The sequence below is a fragment of the Cupriavidus phytorum genome (genome assembly GCF_003254285.1).
Taxonomy (GTDB): Bacteria; Pseudomonadota; Gammaproteobacteria; order Burkholderiales; family Burkholderiaceae; genus Cupriavidus; species Cupriavidus phytorum.
Genome location: NZ_QKZN01000008.1, coordinates 212,768 through 231,451 on the forward strand (window position 1 = coordinate 212,768; position 18,684 = coordinate 231,451).

Genomic DNA, 18,684 nt, shown 5'->3' on the forward strand with positions numbered 1-18,684 from the left:
TGCGATGGAATTCGTGGTGGCGTCAGCGCCGTTGCGGCAGCCAGCTGCCGCCGGCATCGGCCTGGCGCCGCCGCGCGCTGAGCGCGCCGCCCGTGATCGCGGCCGCCAGCGCGATGCCGCCGGCCAGCCACGACAGCACCGGCACGATCTCGGCCGCGGGCGGCTTGCGCTCCACCAGCTCCATGCCTTGCACGGGCTGCGGCTGGTTCGGCGCGAGTGCGGGCGTTGGCGCGGGTTCTGTGGCGGCAGGCTGCGGCGGCGTTGGCGCCGGTGCCGGACGCGGCGCCGCAGCGCGCGGCTGCAAGCCATAGCCCGGCGCGGCGGCCCGGGCCTGCTGCTCGCGATACTGGTTGAACGCGCGGTTGTGGCTGACAATGTCGTGCCGCTGCGCCAGGTCCTGATAGCGCTGCGCCAGTGTCTGCAAGAGCTTGCTGTCCGCCTTCCAGTATCCCTTGCGCGCGGCTTCGAGCATGCGTTCGATTACCTGCGCCTGGGCCTGCGGCGCATTCTTTTCGAACCACTCGTTGAGGCCGAGCTGGTGCTTGTCGTTGACATAGACCTCGGCAAACTCGGTCCACTGGTCGTCGCGCACGATCTCGGGCGAGACCGCGGTCCAGCCCCAGAAGTTGTTGACGGTGTCGAGCACGTTCAGCGCGCCGCTGTAGCCCTCGGCCTTCATGCCCTCGATCCAGCCGGGATGGAAGTAGCGCGTGCGCAGCTCGCTGGCAAGGAAGCCGGCGGCGGTCTCGGTGCGTGCCTGGCTGGCATCGCGCAGGTTGGAGATCAGCAGCTCCGGCGCCTTGCCGGTCAGGTGGCGCACCGCCAGGCCGATGCCGCCGAGGTACTGGAACGGATCGTCGGTGGTCAGCATGCCGTAAAGGTTGGAACTGCGCGCCAGCAGCGCACCGTCGACGCCCTTGAGGTTCTCGGCATACAGGTTGACCTGCGGCAGCGCCTCGTCCCAGTGCTGCTCGTCCGGGCCGTAGGCGTACTGCATGCGCGCGAGATACAGACTGGCCAGCTTGGCGTCGGCCTGCCGGCCGCTGCCGAAGGTATCAGTCGCCAGCGCCGCATCGTTCAGGCCGGTGCCGTAGTTGCCCGATTCGCTGGCAAAGATGCGCGTCACCGCGAGCGCGTCGAGCCGTTCGGCGGGGACATTGAGCTTGCTCAGCCGTTCCCGGACGGCGCGGGTATTCGCCGCAACGACGTTGCCGGCTTCCGGTTGCGCGGCGGCAAGCTTCACTGCCTCGGCCAGCCACTTCATCAGGTTCGGGAAGTGGTCGCGATACAGACCGGTGGCGGACAGCACCACGTCGACGCGCGGACGGCCCAGCTCCGCCGCGGCAATCGGCTCGACCCCGACCACGCGGCCGCCGTCGTCCCACTTCGGCCGCACGCCCAGCGCCGCCATCGCCTGCGCTTCGAGCATGCCCTGGTGGCGCATGGTCTCGACGCTCCACAGCGAGAACGCCAGCTTGTCGGGATAGCGGCCATGGCGCTTGCGCCAGTCGGCGATCATCGCCTCGGCGGCGGCCTGGCCCGCCTTCCACGCTTCGCGGCTGGGCACCTTGGAGGGATCGAAGCCGTAGAGGTTGCGGCCGGTCGGCAAGGTGTCGGGGTTGCGCACCGGGTCGCCGCCGGTGCCGGAGTGCAGGTGGCGGCCGGCCAATGCGGTCAGCAGCCCCGAGTTCTCGGGCGTTGCGTCGAGGCTGGCATAGAGCTGCCGCGCCCGCTGCATGTCCTCGCGCTGGCGCGCATCGGGTAGCTCCTCCAGCGACGCGCCCTCGGCCACGTAGCGCCGCACCATTGCATAGGGCGGTGTCTGCGCGAGCTGCGTGTAGTCGACCGCGAACAGCTCTTCGGGCTCGTCCGGGAACACGCGCCGGAGCCAGTCCTTGCCGAGCATCGCCATGGTCGTGTAGAGCCGCAGTCCCGGGTCCTGCGACTGGCCGAAGGTGTGCAGGCCATAGGGCTGCAGTGCGCCGCCGAGTTCGTGCAGGTGGATATGCAGCGCATCGAGGTAGCCGCTGAAATCCGCGCGCGCCCGTGCCGCGCTCCAGCCCATGTCCTGGAACAGATGCATCGACGCGCTGCGCGACAGGATCTGCTGGCGGATGGTGTCCTTCACCGCGCCTTGGTCCTGCTGCAGGTACGCGTGCAACTGGTCGTGCAGCGCGACCAGGTCGGTATGCAGCCCGGCCGGGCGGAACGGCGGCGTCTGGTGGCTGACGATCACGGCGCGGCCGCGGCGCTTGGCCTGGATCGCTTCGCCGACGTCATCGACGATATACGGATAGATCACCGGCACGTTGCCCAGCACCAGGTAGGGCTGGTCGGTGACCGACAGGCCGCGCTCCTTGCCCGGCGTCCATTCCTGCGTGCCGTGGGTGCCGTAGTGGACCAGCGCCTCGCGGTCCTGGCGTGCCCACAGGTAGGCGGCCATGTAGAAGTGGTTCAGCGGCGTGGAGGTGGAGTGGTACAGCGCCTTCTCGTCCGACTCGTTGCGCTCGCCGCGCGGCGGCACCGGCATCAGCGCGACGTTGCCGAGCTGCAGCCGCGGGATCACGAAGCCGGGTTCGCCGTGGCGCGTGGTCGCCATCGCCGATTGCTCCGGATTGCCCCAGCGCTGCGCCACCGCGGCGCGGAAGGCCGCCGGCTGCGCGTCGTACCAGCGACGGTATTGCGACATCGGCATCCACACCGCGAGGCCGGCATCGAGCAAGGGCTCGAGCCTGCCGCTGCGATAGAAGGGCGCCAGCAGCGCGCCGAGGTCGCGCTGCAGCCGCGCTTCGTCGGCGGCCTCGGTGGTGTAGCCCGCCGCGCGCAGCGCAGCCAGCGTGCTGGCCAGGCTCTTCGGCAGGTTCAGGAACGACGCCGACAGGTTCTTCTCGCCGGGGGGATAGTTGTAGTACAGGATGGCCACGCGCTTGTCGGCGTTGGGCAGGTGGCGCAGCCGCGCCAGCGCCAGCGCCTTGTCGGCTACTGCATCGAGCTGCGCCGGCAGGCCGACGATGGCACCGTCGCCCCTGGCGGTGGCGGCGGCCAGGATGGGATCGATCACGCCGGCCAGTTCGGGCTGCACCAGGTAGAACGGCGTATCGGTCAGGCTGATGCCGTGCGGGTCGTCCTGCCACGCCTGCGCGTCGCCCTTGCGGTAGGGCATGACCTGCAGCACCGGCACGTCGAGTTGCTCGAACTCGGCCTTGCGCCCGTGCGGGTTCAGCATGATCTGCCCGTTGACCAGCACGTCGACCAGGCGCTTGCCGCCGGGCATCGCCATGCGCGTGATGCCGTGCGCGTCCATCACCGGGCCGTAGAAGGTCAGCACGCGCGCATGGCGCGCTTCGAGGCGGCCGATCAGGTCGTCGATAAAGGCGCTGTCGAGGCCCGACACATAGGCCTGGTGGATGGCGATGCCGATCACCGGGCCGCTGCTGCCGGAGACGGCCAGCGCTTCCTGCGGCGAGGTGGTGATCACGCCGGCGAGCCTGGGGTGGTAGTAGGCAGCCTTCGGGAACACCACGGGCGCCGGGATGCCGTCGTCGCTGCGCAAGTGGAACTGGCGGGCCGCGATCGTGCGCATCATCGCGCCGAAGTTGCCGCGGCCGCCGTTGACGTAGTACGCCTGCAGCCGGGCGGCGAGCTCGTCGTCGACACCGTGCGCCTCATGGCGGTCGGTGGCGATCAACACGCGCGGCACGCGCGCCTCGCTCCACAGCGGGCCGAGGCGCTGCAGCATCGCGCTGACGATATGGTCGCGCGGCGCGTCGACGATCAGCAGGTCGGCATTGTGGATAAACGGCGCCACCTGCTGCGCCGGCATGCGCTCCAGGTACTGCGCCTCCAGCGTCATGCCTTGCGCCTGCGCCAGTTCGCGCAGCGGGCCGAACTTGCCCGCTGGCACCGGCGAGCTGGTCAGGATGGCGATGCGCGGCGCGGCAGCCTGCGCCGCGCCAGTCCACAGCAGCAGGCACAGCAGCGCCCACAGCATGCGCCTGGTTATGGTTTGTGGGGACATTCAGTACCTCCTTGAGCCGGCGTGACTCAGAACGACAGCTTCAGGCTGGCGGCGAAGGTGCGGCCCGGCTGCGTGTAGAAATCCACGCCGGGCTCGGTCGCCGAGACGCCGGTCTGGCGCACGTCGCCCCACAGCCAGTACTTCTTGTCGAACAGGTTGTTGACCGACAGCGCCAGGCTGACATGGCGGTTGAAGCGCCACCACGCCTGCAGGTCGACCACGCCGTAGCCGGCGGGCTTGAAGTAGGTGAACGACGAATCGTCGGTGCGCGTCACCGGCCGCGCGCCGCGCCAGCGGATCGCGGCACCTTGTCCTTGCACACGCTCCCACGTCAGCCCGGCGCTGGCGCGCAGCGGCGAGACGCTGTTGAGCGGCTGGCCGGTCTGCTCGTTGTTGCCATGCGCGTACGCCACCGCGCCATCGATGCGCCATTGCGGCAGGAAGCGCCACACGCCGCGCCACTCGGCGCCGTAGATGCGCACGCTGGTCTGGTTGCGGTACTGGTAGGTCGCGCGCAGGCCGGGCAGGCAGGCGGGGTCCGACGGGCAGGCCAGCTGCACCTGTTCGATGAAGTCGCGGTAGCGGTTGTCGAACAGCGCCACGCTGGTCTGCACGTTGTCGCTGGTATAGCGCGCGCCGATCTCGAACGAGCGGCTCTTCTCGGGGTCCAGGTTGGCGTTAGGCGCGGCACCATAGCCCTGCACCGGGTTGCGGAAGCTGCCGTTGACTTCCTGGTAGTTGGGCGCGCGGTAGCCGAACACGTATTGCGCCCACAGGTTGACGCGATCGGTCGCCTGCCACAGCGCCGACAGCTTGGGCGACAGGTGCGAATCGCTCTTGCTGACCGCGGGGCGGCCGCCGGCATTGTTGTAGACCAGGTCATCGCCGTCGGGCGACAGCGAGTAATGGTCGAAGCGCAGGCCCGGCGTCAGCGTGAAGCGGCCATCGAAGAAGCGCATCTCGTCCTGCGCGAACAGGCCGGTCTGGCGGGTCTCGCCGGTGGGGAAGTCGTGGATCGGGAAATTCTCGCCGGCCAGCGTCTTGGTGGTGGTACCGGTGGTCAGGTTGCGCACCGTGCCGTCGCGCGATTCCGACGAGCGCACGCGCATGAAATCGACGCCGCCGATCAGCCGGTGCGCGACGGCGCCGGTGGCGAACGACTTGTCGCCCTGCAGGTTGAAGCCGGTCTGCTCCTGCTTGAAGGCAAAGCCCAGCGCGACGTTGCACAGGCTGGTGCCGCGCGTGGTGGCCGAGCAGCCGGTGCTGGTGTTGCTGCGTACCTGGTTGGTCAGCGTGGTGGTCTCGGACTCCTGGTAGTAGACCTGCGCGGTGAGGCGATCGAGCACGCCGCCGGCCGGCTTCCACTCGTAGTCCAGGCTGACGCGGTCGCGGCTCAGGTCTTCATTGCCATTGGCGGCGGTGACGCGGGGCAAGGCCGTGGACAGGCGCAGCAGGTCGGTGTCGGTGTTGCCGTCGCGATGCTCGTAGGTGAACCTGAACTTGTGCGCCGGGCTGGCGTTGAGCAGGATCTTGCCCAGCCACGCCTGCGTGCGCACGTCCTGCGGGTTGGGCCGGGTGCGGTTGACCGAGCTGGAATCGTCGCTGCCCATGTTCTTCATCTCATGCGCGTTGCGGTTCGCGTACATGAACAGGCCCTGCAGCGTGTCGCTGCCGCCGGCCACGCCGGCGGTCTGGCCAAAGCCGTTGTCGATGCCGTTCCAGTTCAGCCCCAGCTCGCCGCCGACCTTGCGGCCCTGCATCAGGTCCGACGGATCCTTGGTCGCGTACGCCACCACGCCGCCAATCGCGTCCGAGCCATACAGGCTCGACGCCGGTCCGCGCAGCACTTCGACACGCTTCAGGAACGAGAACTCCGGCGCATCGCGGGTCGAGCTGGAGATGTTCGACGGGCCGCCGCCGTTGAAGAAATCCGGCAGCCGCACACCGTCGACCATCTGCAGCACGCGGTTGTCCTCGATGCCGCGGATATTGATGCTGCCGGCGCCGAAGCGGCGGCGATCGCGCGGCACGTCGATATCGGGCTCGTCGGCGAACAGGCCGGCCTCGTCGACCGGCTGCGCGCGCTCGACCTGCCGCGCATCGCGCGTGGTGATGGTCGACGCCACCGCGTCCGCGCGCTCTTCCGTGCGGGTGGCGGTGACCACCACCTCGTTCAGCGCGGCCAGCCTGGTGGTGGCGCCAGCGCCGTCCGCGGCGAAGGCTGGCGAGCCCAGCGCCGCGCATACGGCGGCAATGGGAGGCGTGACCCGGACAGAGGCGCGCAGGCGCGCCAGACAGCGACGTTTCATGGATTCTCCCCAGAAGAAAACGAACGCTGGCTGGCGGAAAACCGTAACGGGTGGCTGGCTCGCGTGCAGGCGCTGCCCGGCGGGTAGGCTGGGTGACGCCGTTTTAGTTAACGAGAATTATTATCATTTAAGTGAGATAGGTAAATGACTTAACTCAAAGGACGTGGCGCGCATGCCACATGTATGCAATGTTGGTCGCCTTGAACCACCTCGATCGTTAGCAAACTTTGTTTGCTAACGTGTTAGCAAGGGACTATGATCCTGCATGTTCGCCATTGAGTTCACCAAGCAGGCTGCTCAGGCGCTGCGGGCCATGCCCCGTAACCTTGCCGCAACGATCGTCGCGAAGATCCACGCACTTGCCGCCGATCCTTACGCGCCCAACCCGAACGCCAGAAAGCTTGCGGGCCGCGACGGCTACCGGTTGCGGGTAGGGGATTGGCGAGTCTTGTACGAAATTGAGAACGACCGGCTGATAGCCCTGGTACTGGCCATCAGCCCGCGTGGAGGTGCTTGCCGATGACCGATATCCAGTTTATTGAACGCGACGGCCGCCGCGAATACGCGGTAGTGCCCATCGAGGTATGGGAACGCGTCAAGCACCTGATCGAGGATGCCGGCGATGTCGTCCTGTTCGACGCGGCCAAGGCCGGCGACGATGGCTTCCGCGTGCCGGCCGCCGTGCTCGACGCCGAACTGGCCGGCGATCATCCGGTCAAGGCATGGCGCAACTATCGCCGGCTGACGCAGGATGCCCTCGCCCGGGCCGCCGGCCTGAGCAAGCCGTATCTCAGCCAGATCGAAAACCGCTCGCGCGCGGGCAGTGCCGAGGCGCTGCGCCGGCTGGCGCAAGCCCTGGACGTACCCGGCGACATTCTCGCGGAAGCGGGCGCTTAGCCGTAATTCCAGCCATCGCCCTCAGTGCTGCTGCACCGTCTCCCCGGTCACCTTCTCCGGCAGCCGGTTGCCGTCCGCATCGATCTGCAGCGGCCCGGTGCCGGAGAACCGGTCCAGCGCCAGGTAGATCACCGGCGTGATGAACAGCGTGATCACCTGCGAGAACAGCAGGCCGCCCACCACCGCCAGGCCCAGCGGCTGGCGCAGCTCGGCGCCGGCGCCCAGGCCCAGTGCCAGCGGCAGCGCGCCCATCACCGCGGCGAAGGTGGTCATCATGATCGGCCGGAAGCGCAGCAGGCACGCCTGGCGGATCGCCCTGGCCGGGGTCATACCCTGTTCGCGCTGCGCCGCCAGCGCGAAGTCGATCATCATGATCGCGTTCTTCTTGACGATGCCGATCAGCATCAGCACGCCGATCACCGCGATCAGCGACAGCTCGACGTCGAAGATAAACAGCGTCAGCAACGCACCCACCGCCGCCGAGGGCAGGCCCGCCAGGATGGTGAGCGGGTGGATGTAGCTTTCGTACAGCACGCCCAGCAGCGTGTAGATCACCGCGATCGCCGCCACCAGCAGCACGATCTGCGTCGCCTGCGACGACTGGAACACCGCCGCGTCGCCGCCCCAGCTGGTGAAGATCGAGGTCGGCATCGCGATCTCCTGCTTGTAGCGGTCGATGCGCGCGGAAGCATCGCCCAGCGCCGCGCCCGGGGCCAGGTTGAACGACACCGTCACCGACGGCAGCTGCCCCTGGTGGTTGACCGCGATCGGCCCGACCCGGCGCTCGGTGGTGGCGAAGGCCGACACCGGCACCATCTGCCCGGTCTTGCTGCGCACATAGAGCTTGGAGAACGCGCTTTCGTCGGTGCGGTCGACGTCGGCCGCCTGCAGGATCACGTAGTAGTTGTCGATCGGCGTGTAGATGGTCGACACCTGGCGCTCGCCGAAGGCCGAGTACAGCGCGGTGCGCACGTCCTGCATCTGCACGCCCAGCGCATTGGCCTTGTCGCGGTCGATGGTCAGGTGCGCCTCCAGCCCGGATTGCTGCGAGTCGCTGGTGACGTCGCGGAACAGGCTGTCGGCGCGCATCTTCGCCATCAGCTGGTCGGAGTAGTCCTGCAGCTGCCCGGCCTTCACGCTCTGCAGCGTGTACTGGTAGCGGCTCTTGCTCTGGCGTCCGCCCAGCTGCAGGTTCTGCACCGGCGCGAAATACACCGCCAGGCCCGGCACGCCGGCGACGTCGCGCCGCAATGACTCGATCACCTTCGGCATCGCGTCGCGCTCGCCGCGCGGCTTCAGTTCGACGAACATGCGCCCGGTATTGATCGCCGGCGAGGGGCCGCCGCCGATTGCCACCACGATGCTCTTGACCGCCGGGTTGGCGCGCATGCGCTCGGCCGCGTCGCGCAGGCGCTCCGACATGGCGTCGAACGAAATATCCTGCGGCCCTTCGGCGTTGACACGGATCTGGCCGATATCCTCTTCAGGGAAGAAGCCCTTGGGAATGGCCACGAACAGCACCGCGGTCAGCACGAAGGTCAGGCCCGCTGCCACCAGCACGGTGCGCCGGTGCGCCAGGCACCAGTCCAGCCCGCGCGCATAGCGGTGCAGCGTGAACTCGAACAGGTTCTCGAACCACTGCGTCGAGCGCATGCCCAGGGTCTGCTTCTGCGCCACCGCGGGCTGCGCCACCGGGTGGTCGCCATAGGCATGGTGCGATTCGTCCACCGGCACGTTCTCGGCCGACAGGAAGCGCGCGCACAGCATCGGGATCAGCGTCAGCGACACCAGCGCCGACACCAGGATCGACAGCGACACCACCGCGGCGAATTCGTGGAACAGCAGGCCGATCACGCCCGGCATGAAGAAGATCGGGATGAACACCGCCACCAGCGAGATCGAGATCGACAGGATGGTGAAGCCCATCTCGCGCGAGCCCACCAGCGCGGCCTTCAGCGGCGCCACGCCGTCCTCGATATGGCGCACGATGTTCTCGAGCATGACGATGGCATCGTCCACCACCAGCCCCACCGCCAGCGTGATCGCCAGCAGCGAGACATTGTCCAGGCTGTAGCCGAACGCCTTCATCAGCGCCACCGTGCCGATCAGCGAAATCGGCAGCGACACGGTGGGGATCAGCGTGGCCGCGGCGCGGCGCAGGAACAGGAAGATCACCATCACCACCAGCGCCACCGTCAGCGCCAGCGTGAACTGCACGTCGTGGATCGATTCGCGGATCGAGCGCGAGCGGTCGTTGACCACCGAGACGTTGATCGAGCCCGGCATCTGCTGGATCAGGCGGGGCAGGGCGGCATGGATCGCGTCGACCACGGCGACGGTGTTGGCGTCGGGCTGGCGCAGCACCGCCAGCACGATCGAGCGCTCGTTGTTGAGCCAGCTGCCGGTCTTGATGGTCTCGACGCTGTCCTCGACCTCGGCCACGTCGGACAGCCGCACCAGCGCGCCGTTGGGCTGGCTGGCGACGATGATATTGCGGAAGGCGTCGGCATTGGTCAGCTGCCGATTGGCCTGGATCGTCAGGGTCTGGCGCGCGCTGTCGAGCGTGCCCACCGGCGTGTTGGCGTTGGCGCGGTTCAGCGCGGTGGCCAGCTCGTCCAGCGTCAGCCCGCGCGCGGCCAGCGCATCGGGGTGGGCGCGCACGCGCACGGCAAAGCGCTTCTGCCCGAAGATCTGCACCTGCGCCACGCCCGGCAGCGTCGCCAGCGTCGGCGAGATCAGGTTGTCGCCGAAGGCGTTCAGGTCGGCCAGGCTCATCGCCGGCGAGTTGATCGCCAGCAGCAGCACCGGCGCGTCGGCCGGGTTGACCTTGCGGTATGACGGCGGCGTCGTCATCTCGATCGGCAGCGAGCGCTGCGCGCGGAACAGCGCCGCCTGCACGTCGACGGCCGCGTCGTCGATATCGCGGTCGCTGTTGAACTCGATGGTGATGCTGGAGTTGCCGAGCGTGTTCGACGAGCTGATCACCGACACGCCCGGAATCGTCGCGAACTGCTTCTCCAGCTGCGTCGCCACCGACGCGGCCATGGTCTCGGGGCTGGCCCCGGGCAGCGTCGCGGTGACCTGGATCACCGGCGAATTGAAGCTGGGCAGCGCCGCAATCGGAATGGTCGGATACAGCACGATGCCGGTGACGACCACGGCCAGGCACAGCAGCACCGTCATCACCGGACGGCGGATGCAGAGTTCCGAGAGCGTCATGGCTCAGTGCCCCGCGCTGGCAGGGCGGGCGGCAGCGGCCCCTGAAGCGCCGCGCGCCGCCGCTTCGCGCACCAGCGCGCCCGGGCGCAGGTTCTGCGTGCCTTCCACCACCACGCGGGCGCCGGGCTGCACCCCCTCGACCACGGCCGCGGCGGCGGTGGTGGTCAGCACCCGCACCGGCACGCGCGCCACCTTGCTGTCGGGCTGGACCACATAGACGAAGCGGCCCTCGGGCCCGGTCACCACCGCCTGCGGCGGCACCGACAGCGCGTTCTTGAGCGTTTGCACCACGGCGCTGACGGTGGCATAGGTGCCCGGCCACAGCCGCTGTTCTTCATTGTCGAACTGCGCCTTGACGCGGATGGTGCCGTACTGCGGATCGACCGTGTTATCCACAAAGCTGATGCGGCCGGTCACCGGCGCCTGGTTGCCGTCGTTGGGCTGCGCGGTGACCTGGACCGGGCCGGCGCGCAGTGCCTCGCGCAGCGCCGCCAGTTGGCGCTCGGGCAGGCTGAAGGTGACGGCGATCGGCTGCACCTGGGCAATCGTGACCATCGGCTGGGCGCTGCCTGGCAGCACCAGCGAGCCCGGGAAAGCGTTGATCACGCCGGTGCGGCCGCTGATGGTGGCGCGGATGGCGCCGTAGCTGACCGCCACGCGGCTGGCCTCGATCGCGGCCTGGTCGGCGCGCACGGTGGCGGCAAGGCCGTCGGCCCGCGCCTGCGCGGTATCGACCGCGCTCTTCGAGATGAAATTACGCTGCAGCAGCTCCTGGCTGCGCGCCAGCGCGCGGCGGGCATCGGCCAGGTCGGCCTGGTCGCGCAGCAACTGCGCCTGCGCCCTTGCCAGGTTGGCCTCGTCCATGCGGGTATCGAGCGAGAACAGCAGGTCGCCGGGCTTGACGGTCTGGCCTTCCTTGATATGGACGGTGCGCACGGTGCTGGATACCTGCGGCCGCACCTCCACCGTGGACAGCGCCGTGACATTGCCGTTGGCCGAAACCTGCAGCGGCACGTCGCCCTGCTGCACCGGCGCGGTCGACACCACCACTGCCGCGGGCGGCTTGGGCGCGGGCTTGGGCGCCAGCCACGTGCGCCACGCCAACCAGCCCAGGCCGGCGACGGCCAGCACGATCACCACCACCAGCCACGGCGACACGCGGCCGCGCCCGGTCCCGGCGGCCGCCCTCCAGTTGCTGTCGACGAAGCCCTTGGGCTGGTCGATCCTGTCAGATTTCATATTGTGTGGACCCTCTGCCCCGCGTCTTCAGCGCCACTCCCCGTGTACCGCCCGGCATGTTGTGCCCGATTGCTGCCGGTGCGTGTCGCGCAAAGACTCTACTAGTACCGCGCTTCGCCCGCCGGAGCCAGCGCCGCGTATTACAGTCCGTTACAGGGGTGCAAGGGTCTGGTAATGCCCGGCGCCGGCAAACGCCGCCCGGGCCACAGGGGAGGCCGGAGATGTGTTTAGCGGGGCGCTTGTATGGTTAGACAAACATTATCAGAAAAGCTGCCGCCGGCCATCGCGGCGCCACTGATTTACGCTGTCGACCGACAATTCCCGTGGTCCGGCCTGCACAATCACGGCATCGCCGGCGCGTACTTCGCCTTTCAGCACCACGCTGAGATAGACCCCTGAGTAACCGCTCTGCACCATGTCGCGCACCGCATGGCGATACCCCAGCGCGGCGTTGAACTTGTAGCAGGGCTGGCGCGGGGCCTCCACGCGCAGCAGGGCGGTGCCGACCCGCACCAGGTCGCCGATCCATAGCGCGGACTCCAGCAAACCCTCCAGCGTCAGGTTTTCCCCCATCGCGCCGTAGGGCAGCGGCGGCCCGGAGTCAGGCTGGGCACAGGCGCGGCGGCGGGCATTCCACCAGGCGTAGTGCTCCGAGGGGTAGGCGTAGACCGCCTTGTCGAGGCCGCCGTGCACGGTCAGGTCGCCCTGCTCGTCGCCGGCCAGGCCCAGCTGCTGCACCTGGACCCGCAGCGGATGCAGCAGCGTGCTGACCGGATGCTTGCGGATGCCCGACAGCACTACCGCCTCGGTACCCGCACCCGCCACCACCAGCGGGATGGCCTTGCCCAGGCTGACCGCCAGCACGCGTGCAAGGCCCGGCCAAGGTCTCGAATCGCTCACGTGCGCCCCCGCTTCGTGGTTGTGGAAAGGGATGTGGATAAGCTGCGGATATCCCTGAGGATAACGGGGCGGATAACGCTGTGGACAAGTGCTTGGTGCGGTTCCTCACAAGGCGCCGGCGAGGAATCGCGGCGCTTGTTTCAGGCCGGAATCAGAGCTGCCGGGCCGCCTGCGCAGGTTGCCAGCGGCAGCCCAGCAGGCGCGCGCGCTGCGACACCGCCAGCGCCGCCAGCATCAGCGCCGCCGCGCCCCAGTGCAGCGTGTCGGGACCCGCCAGGGTGTAGATCGCCGCGCCGGCCATGGCGCCGGCGGCCTGGCCGAGGTAGATCGAAGAGGAATTCAGCGAGATCGACACCGAGGCCCGCTCCGGCGCCAGCAGCACCAGCCGCGCCTGCTGGGCGCTGTTGGTGGCAAAGCCGCCCACGCCCCACAGCATGAACAGCGCCACCAGGGCCACGCTGCCGAGCCCGGCCAGCGGCCACAGCACCATCGCCGTGATCGACGTCAGCAAGGTCACCTGCACGATCCGGCTGGGCGTGACCCGGTCCATGCGCGACGCCGCCATGGCGTTGCCGAACACCCCGCAGGCACCATAGGCCAAGAACATCAGGCTGAGCGCGCCGCCGCTGATGCCATGGACGTCGCGCATCAGCGGCGCAATATAGGTAAACAGCGTGAACATGCCCGCCGACGAGATCATGGTAGTCAGCACCACCAGCATCACCGGCTTGTGGCGCAGCACCGCGCCCCAGGCCTCGCGCCCGGCGGGCGGCACCATCAGCCCGCGCGGCAGCGCGCGCCACACCGCCGCCGCCACCAGCAGCGCCATCCCCCCCACCAGCGCCATGCTGACGCGCCAGCCCAGCGTGCTGGAAATCCACGTCCCCAGCGGCACGCCCACCACGCTGGCGATGCTCCAGCCCAGGAACACGAAGCTGATGGCGCGCCCGCGGGTCTGCGCATTGACCAGCAGCGGCAGCGTGGCCGCGGTCTGCGGCGTATAGATGGCCGCCCCGATCGCGGTCAGGAAGCGGATCGCCATCAGCGCCGCAAAGCTCGGCGCCAGCGCCGCGGCCAGGTGCATCACCCCATAGACCAGCAGCGAGCCCGCCAGCAGCAGCCGGCGGTCGATGCGCGACCCCAGCGTGGCGAACAGCGGCGCCCCCACGCAGGTGGCCAGCGCAAACACCGAGATCAGCTGCCCGGCGCTGGCCGCGCCCAGCCCGAAGTCGCCGGCAATGTCGTTCAACATGCCGGTCACGATCATCGCACCGGTGCCGATGACGAAATTGCCGACGCAGAGCGTCACGAGCCTGGGGTCCATGCCGGCCATGGGAGAGGAGTAGAGCGATTGGGGGAGTCGTCTGCGACCCGGCGTATACCTTCAGTCCGGACGCGGCGCCCAGTGTAGCGGTTTTGTCCAATTCGGGTTGACGGCCGGCCAGGTTGCCGGGCACCCCCCATGCGTGGGCGCTGACTTGCTCCATTTCATGCCAGTAAGGTAGCCTATCGGGCTCCTTTGACCGGATCGCCGGTTCTATTGCCCTGATATGCCCGAAAATCGCCAGCCCACCGTGGCTGTCATCGTTCCCTGCTACAACGAAGCCGCGACCATTGCCGATGTCGTGCTCGCGTTCCGAAGCCATTTGCCTGGCGCGACCGTTTACGTATTCGATAACAACTCGGTGGATGCCACGGCCGTACGCGCGCGCGCTGCCGGCGCGGTGGTTCGGGCCGTGCCGCTGCAGGGCAAGGGCAACGTCGTGCGCCGGATGTTCGCCGACGTCGAGGCGGACATCTATGTGATGGTCGATGGAGACGGCACCTACGATGCCAGCGCCGCGCCGGCCCTGGTGCGCCGGCTCTGCGAGGAAGGCCTCGACATGCTGGTGGGCGCGCGCGTCAGCGAAGAGCAGGCCGCCTACCGCTTCGGGCACCGCTTTGGCAACGTGCTGCTGACCAGCTTTGCCGCCGCCCTGTTTGGCCGCACCTTCACCGATATGCTGTCCGGCTACCGCGTGTTTTCGCGGCGGTACGCCAAATCCTTTCCCGCGCACTCGTCCGGTTTCGAAATCGAAACCGAACTCGCGGTGCACGCGCTGGAGCAGCGCATGCCCGTCGGGGAACAGCAAACGACCTATCTTTCGCGACCCACCGGTTCGGAGAGCAAGCTGAACACGTACCGGGACGGCTGGCGCATCCTGATGACGATCCTGAAGCTGTTCAAGTCGGAAAAGCCACTGGCGTTCTTTTCCAGCGGCTTCTTCGCCTGTTCCCTGCTGTCGCTGCTGCTGGCGTTTCCGCTGTTGACGACCTACCTCGACACCGGCCTGGTGCCGCGCCTGCCGACGGCGCTGCTGTGTGTCGCGCTGGCCCTGCTCGGCATGATCCTGCTGACCTGCGGCATCGTGCTCGATACCGTCACGCAGGGACGGCTGGAAATGAAGCGCCTTGCCTATCTGCGCGAGCCGCCGCCACCGCCGGCCTGGAACGAACCTGCGGACAGTGCGGCGCTGTCGCGCGCCAGCATGGCCGCGGCGCCAGCCGGCGCTGCCGTGCACTCGTGATCCGCCGGCAGCTGACAGGGTTCCTGATCGCCGGCGCCATCGGTTTCGGCGTCGACGCCGGTGTCCTGTATGCCAGCCTCGCGCTTGGCGCCGGCCACTACACCGGCCGCCTGCTGTCCTTCCTCGCCGCCGCCTTTGTCACCTGGCGCATCAACCGGCGTTTCACCTTTCCCACGCGGAATGCCGAGCCGCCGTGGCGCGAGTGGCTGCGCTACCTGTCGGCCATGTCCGCCGGCGGCGCCATCAACCTGCTGGTATACAGCATCGCCGTCCACCACCTGGCGCCAGCGGCCTGGCGCCCGCTGCTGGCGGTGGCGCTGGGCACCGGGTGCGGGCTGGTGTTCAACTTCCTGTCTGCCAAGCTGTGGGTGTTCCGTCACCGCCCGTAAGCGCGCGCACCGCCGCCGGCAGACCAATATCCTTGCCAATGCGTTTGCTTGCTGCCACGTTGCCCCGCCTTGCCGCCCTGGTCGCCAGGCTGAGCGCACCCAACGCCCCGACGTGGGCGTGCCTGCTGGTACCGTTCGGATTCGGCCTCTATGCCCTGAAACTGGGCCAGGACCGGAACTGGGACCTGCTGAATTACCACCTGTACAACCCCTACGCGCTGCTCACCGGCCGGGTCGGGCTCGATCTGGCGCCCGCCCAGCTGCAAAGCTATTTCAATCCGCTGCTGGACGTGCCGTACTTCCTGATGACGAAGTACTTGCCGGCGCCGCTGGCGGGATTCGCCATGGGACTGCTGCACGGTGCGGCTTTTGTGCTGGTGTACGGGATCGCCTCGGCATTGCTGGTCTCGGCGCAGCAGGATCGGGCCCGGCAAGCGCGGCAGCGGCTGACCGCCATGCTGCTGGCCTTGGCCGGCTGCCTGGGCCCGGCGTATCTTTCCGAGCTCGGCAACACCATGGGCGACAACGCGACGGCGTTGTTCGTGCTGGCGGGATTCCTGGTACTGGTGCGCAAGCGCGATGCGCTGGCCGGGCCAGGACGCGCTGGCTGGCTCCATGCGGCGGCAGCGGGCATGCTGGTGGGCGCGGCCGCGGGTCTCAAGCTGACCAATGCGCTGTATGCGGTCGCTATGTGCCTGGCTTGCCTGTTCCTGGCGCAACACTGGCTGCGGCGGCTGGGCCTGGCGTGGTGGTTCGGCGTGGGCGTGCTGGCCGGCATCGCGGTGACTTCCGGCTATTGGTTCGCCATGCTGTGGGAAACGTTCCGCAACCCGCTGTTTCCGCAATTCAACGGTGTATTCGGCAACCCGCTGGCGGCACCGATCAGCGTGGCGGATACCCGCTGGCTGCCCCGCAGTGTGTCGGAAGCATTGCTCTTTCCCTTCGTCATGGTACTGAAGGCCCAGCGCGTCGGCGAGCTGCCGACCCGGCCCTTTGTCTGGCCCGTGCTCTATCTGCTGGCGGGGGCATGGCTGGTGCAGAGGGCGTGCCGCGCTGCCGGCGCCGGATCGCCGCGGGCGGATTGCGGCCGGCCACCGCTTGCGGCAGCGGCGCGCGCCCTGCTGGTCTTCCTGTTAGCGAGTTATCTGGTTTGGCTTGGCCTGTTCAGCATCTACCGGTACTGCGTGGCGATGGAACTGCTAGCGCCATTGGCGGCATGGATCCTGATGCAGCAACTGCTGCCGTCGAAGTCAGCCGGACGCGCCGGCGCGATGGTGCTGCTGGTCGCGACGCTGGCCAGCATGGCGACATCGCACACCTGGGAGCATGCGTCTTGGGCACGGCAGGCTTTTCGTGTCACGCTGCCGGCTGCACCGCTGGATGCGGGTACCAGCGTGTTTTTCGTTGGCGGCAGGGTACCGCAGGCCTGGATGGCACCGTATTTTCCCGCATCGGTCAGGTTCGGCGCACTCAGCTCCAATTTTCCGGAGGGGCACGGCTTTCGGGCCCGGCTCGATGACATGCTTGCCGGGCGCGGTGGTGCCGCCTATGCCGTGATACCGGCGGCGGTGAACCCGCGCGAGCGCATGGTGGCGCGCTGGAACACCATGCTGGCCGGAACCGGCATGCGTGCGGGGACATCCTGGTGCTCAACCCTGGAGTCGATTGCACAGAAGGTGCGCCTGCGGGCCCGCGTCGCACAGGGGATTATGGCCGGCCAGCCTTGCACGCTCGAATTGCTGCCACGAGACAGGCGCGACCTCGCCGCGGAAAACCTTGCCGAAGCTCGAACCCATGCCGCCGACCTGGTCCGCTACGGCCTGACGCTTGAGCCAGGCGCGTGCCAGACCTACGAAGCCTTCATCGGCGACCAGCCCGTGCCGTACCAGTTTTGCCCGTTGTCGGCACCGAACGCGCGCCGAACCGCCGACTGAACCCTCAGCGCGTCAGCACCGGCGCCAGCGCCTTCGGGTTGACGATGCAGTCATGCTTGCCACCGAGCACATCCAGGATGTTCTGGAAGGCCGTGCGGAAATACAGCTCGTAGCTGTCGCGCTCCACGTAGCCCAGGTGCGGCGTGCAGATGCAGTTTTCCATGCGCAGCAGCGCGTGGCCCTGCAGGATCGGCTCGGACTCGAACACGTCGATCGCCGCCATGCCCGGGCGGCCGCGGTTCAGCGCGGTGACCAGGGCGTTCTCTTCGAGCAGTTCGGCGCGGCTGGTGTTGACGAACAGCGCGGTCGGCTTCATGGCGGTCAGGTCGGCCTGCTTGACGATGCCGCGGGTGTCGTCGTTCAGCCGCAGGTGCAGCGACAGCACATCGCTGTCGGCGAACAGTTGTTCCTTGGATGCCGCCACGTCCAGGCCATCGGCGCGCGCGGCCTCCTGCGACGCCTCGCGGCCCCAGACCAGCACCTTCATGCCGAAGGCGCGGCCGTAGCCGGCCAGCAGCCGACCGATCTTGCCGTAACCCCATATCCCTAGCGTCTGGCCGCGCAGCACCTGGCCCAGGCCGAAATTGGGCGGCATCGTCGTCGATTTCAGCCCCGACTGCTGCCACGCGCCGTGCTTCAGGCTGGCCACGTACTGCGGAATGCGGCGCTGGGCGGCCATGATCAGGGCCCAGGTCAGCTCGGCCGGCGCCACCGGCGAACCCACGCCTTCCAGCACCGCCACTCCGCGGTCGGTGGCGGCATCCAGGTCGATATGGCTGCCGGGTCCGGCGCCGACCCGGCCGGTCTGGCTGATCAGCTTCAGTTTGGGCAGTTTTTCCAGCAATTGGCGCGTGATGCGGGTGCGTTCGCGGATCAGCACCACGGCTTCCACGTCCGACAGGCGCGCCGCCAGCTGGCCCACGCCCTTGACGGTGTTGTTGAACACCTTGACGTCGTGCCCCTCCAGCAGGCTGAAGCAAGGCAGCTTGCGCACGGCATCCTGGTAATCGTCGAGTACGGCAATCTTCATCGGCAACCCTGGTTATCTTCGGGACGTTGTGCCAGTTGGTGCGCGCGCACACCGAGGCGCGCGCTGGCCAACAGTATTGTTGTGAAACGTTTGCGAACCCGCACCGGCGCGCCGCAACCCTGATACGGCGCGGCCAAATACCGCGCCGGCCGACGCCGGCAATTGTTGCGCAGCAAAAAACA

At 68.3% G+C, this 18,684-nt stretch carries 12 protein-coding genes; 5 read left to right on the forward strand and 7 right to left on the reverse strand.

All coding sequences use genetic code 11. From position 1 onward, the window contains the following. Positions 1-22: 22 nt before the first annotated feature. Both cobN and C7416_RS20735 read right to left on the reverse strand, forming a co-directional pair. On the reverse strand, positions 23-4,018 hold the full coding sequence (gene cobN, locus C7416_RS20730) for a cobaltochelatase subunit CobN (RefSeq protein WP_240988125.1): 3,996 nt from the start codon (positions 4,016-4,018) through the stop codon (positions 23-25). Positions 4,019-4,044: 26 nt separating this feature from the next. Then, entirely contained in the window at positions 4,045-6,327 is a 2,283-nt protein-coding gene (locus tag C7416_RS20735; RefSeq protein ID WP_111520661.1) for a TonB-dependent hemoglobin/transferrin/lactoferrin family receptor, read from the reverse strand. A gap of 265 nt (positions 6,328-6,592) precedes the next feature. Between C7416_RS20735 and C7416_RS20740 the strand changes: the two genes are divergently transcribed. Both C7416_RS20740 and C7416_RS20745 read left to right on the forward strand, forming a co-directional pair. Continuing rightward, entirely contained in the window at positions 6,593-6,850 is a 258-nt protein-coding gene (locus C7416_RS20740) for a type II toxin-antitoxin system RelE family toxin (RefSeq protein ID WP_111520662.1), read from the forward strand. Next, positions 6,847-7,224, forward strand: a complete 378-nt coding sequence (locus C7416_RS20745; RefSeq protein WP_111520663.1) for a helix-turn-helix domain-containing protein — start codon at positions 6,847-6,849, stop codon at positions 7,222-7,224. The genes C7416_RS20740 and C7416_RS20745 overlap by 4 nt, the downstream gene beginning before the upstream one ends. Positions 7,225-7,245: 21 nt before the next feature. Here C7416_RS20745 and C7416_RS20750 read toward each other — a convergent pair whose 3' ends face one another. The 4 genes from C7416_RS20750 to C7416_RS20765 form a co-directional block, all read right to left on the reverse strand. Beyond that, positions 7,246-10,443, reverse strand: a complete 3,198-nt coding sequence (locus tag C7416_RS20750; RefSeq protein WP_111520664.1) for an efflux RND transporter permease subunit — start codon at positions 10,441-10,443, stop codon at positions 7,246-7,248. 3 nt (positions 10,444-10,446) lie between these two features. After that, positions 10,447-11,682: an efflux RND transporter periplasmic adaptor subunit gene (locus tag C7416_RS20755; RefSeq protein WP_111520665.1), complete on the reverse strand. Its 1,236-nt coding sequence runs from the start codon at positions 11,680-11,682 to the stop codon at positions 10,447-10,449. 261 nt (positions 11,683-11,943) lie between these two features. After that, positions 11,944-12,582 (reverse strand): MOSC domain-containing protein, encoded by a 639-nt coding sequence (locus C7416_RS20760; RefSeq protein ID WP_018004991.1) that lies wholly within the window; start codon positions 12,580-12,582, stop codon positions 11,944-11,946. A 151-nt stretch (positions 12,583-12,733) separates the two neighbouring features. After that, entirely contained in the window at positions 12,734-13,906 is a 1,173-nt protein-coding gene (locus C7416_RS20765; protein ID WP_111520720.1) for an MFS transporter, read from the reverse strand. A gap of 226 nt (positions 13,907-14,132) precedes the next feature. Between C7416_RS20765 and C7416_RS20770 the strand changes: the two genes are divergently transcribed. From C7416_RS20770 to C7416_RS20780, 3 genes are read left to right on the forward strand one after another with little or no spacing between them, the layout of a single operon-like run. Then, positions 14,133-15,149: a glycosyltransferase gene (locus C7416_RS20770; RefSeq protein WP_111520666.1), complete on the forward strand. Its 1,017-nt coding sequence runs from the start codon at positions 14,133-14,135 to the stop codon at positions 15,147-15,149. Then, positions 15,146-15,538, forward strand: coding sequence for a GtrA family protein (locus C7416_RS20775; RefSeq protein ID WP_306437553.1), 393 nt, complete (start codon positions 15,146-15,148; stop codon positions 15,536-15,538). Before C7416_RS20770 ends, C7416_RS20775 begins: the two co-directional genes overlap by 4 nt. Positions 15,539-15,576: 38 nt before the next feature. Beyond that, positions 15,577-17,472, forward strand: coding sequence for a DUF2029 domain-containing protein (locus C7416_RS20780; protein WP_146604297.1), 1,896 nt, complete (start codon positions 15,577-15,579; stop codon positions 17,470-17,472). Between the two features lie 4 nt (positions 17,473-17,476). Here C7416_RS20780 and C7416_RS20785 read toward each other — a convergent pair whose 3' ends face one another. Beyond that, positions 17,477-18,502: a D-2-hydroxyacid dehydrogenase family protein gene (locus C7416_RS20785; protein WP_111520668.1), complete on the reverse strand. Its 1,026-nt coding sequence runs from the start codon at positions 18,500-18,502 to the stop codon at positions 17,477-17,479. Positions 18,503-18,684 lie beyond the last annotated feature (182 nt).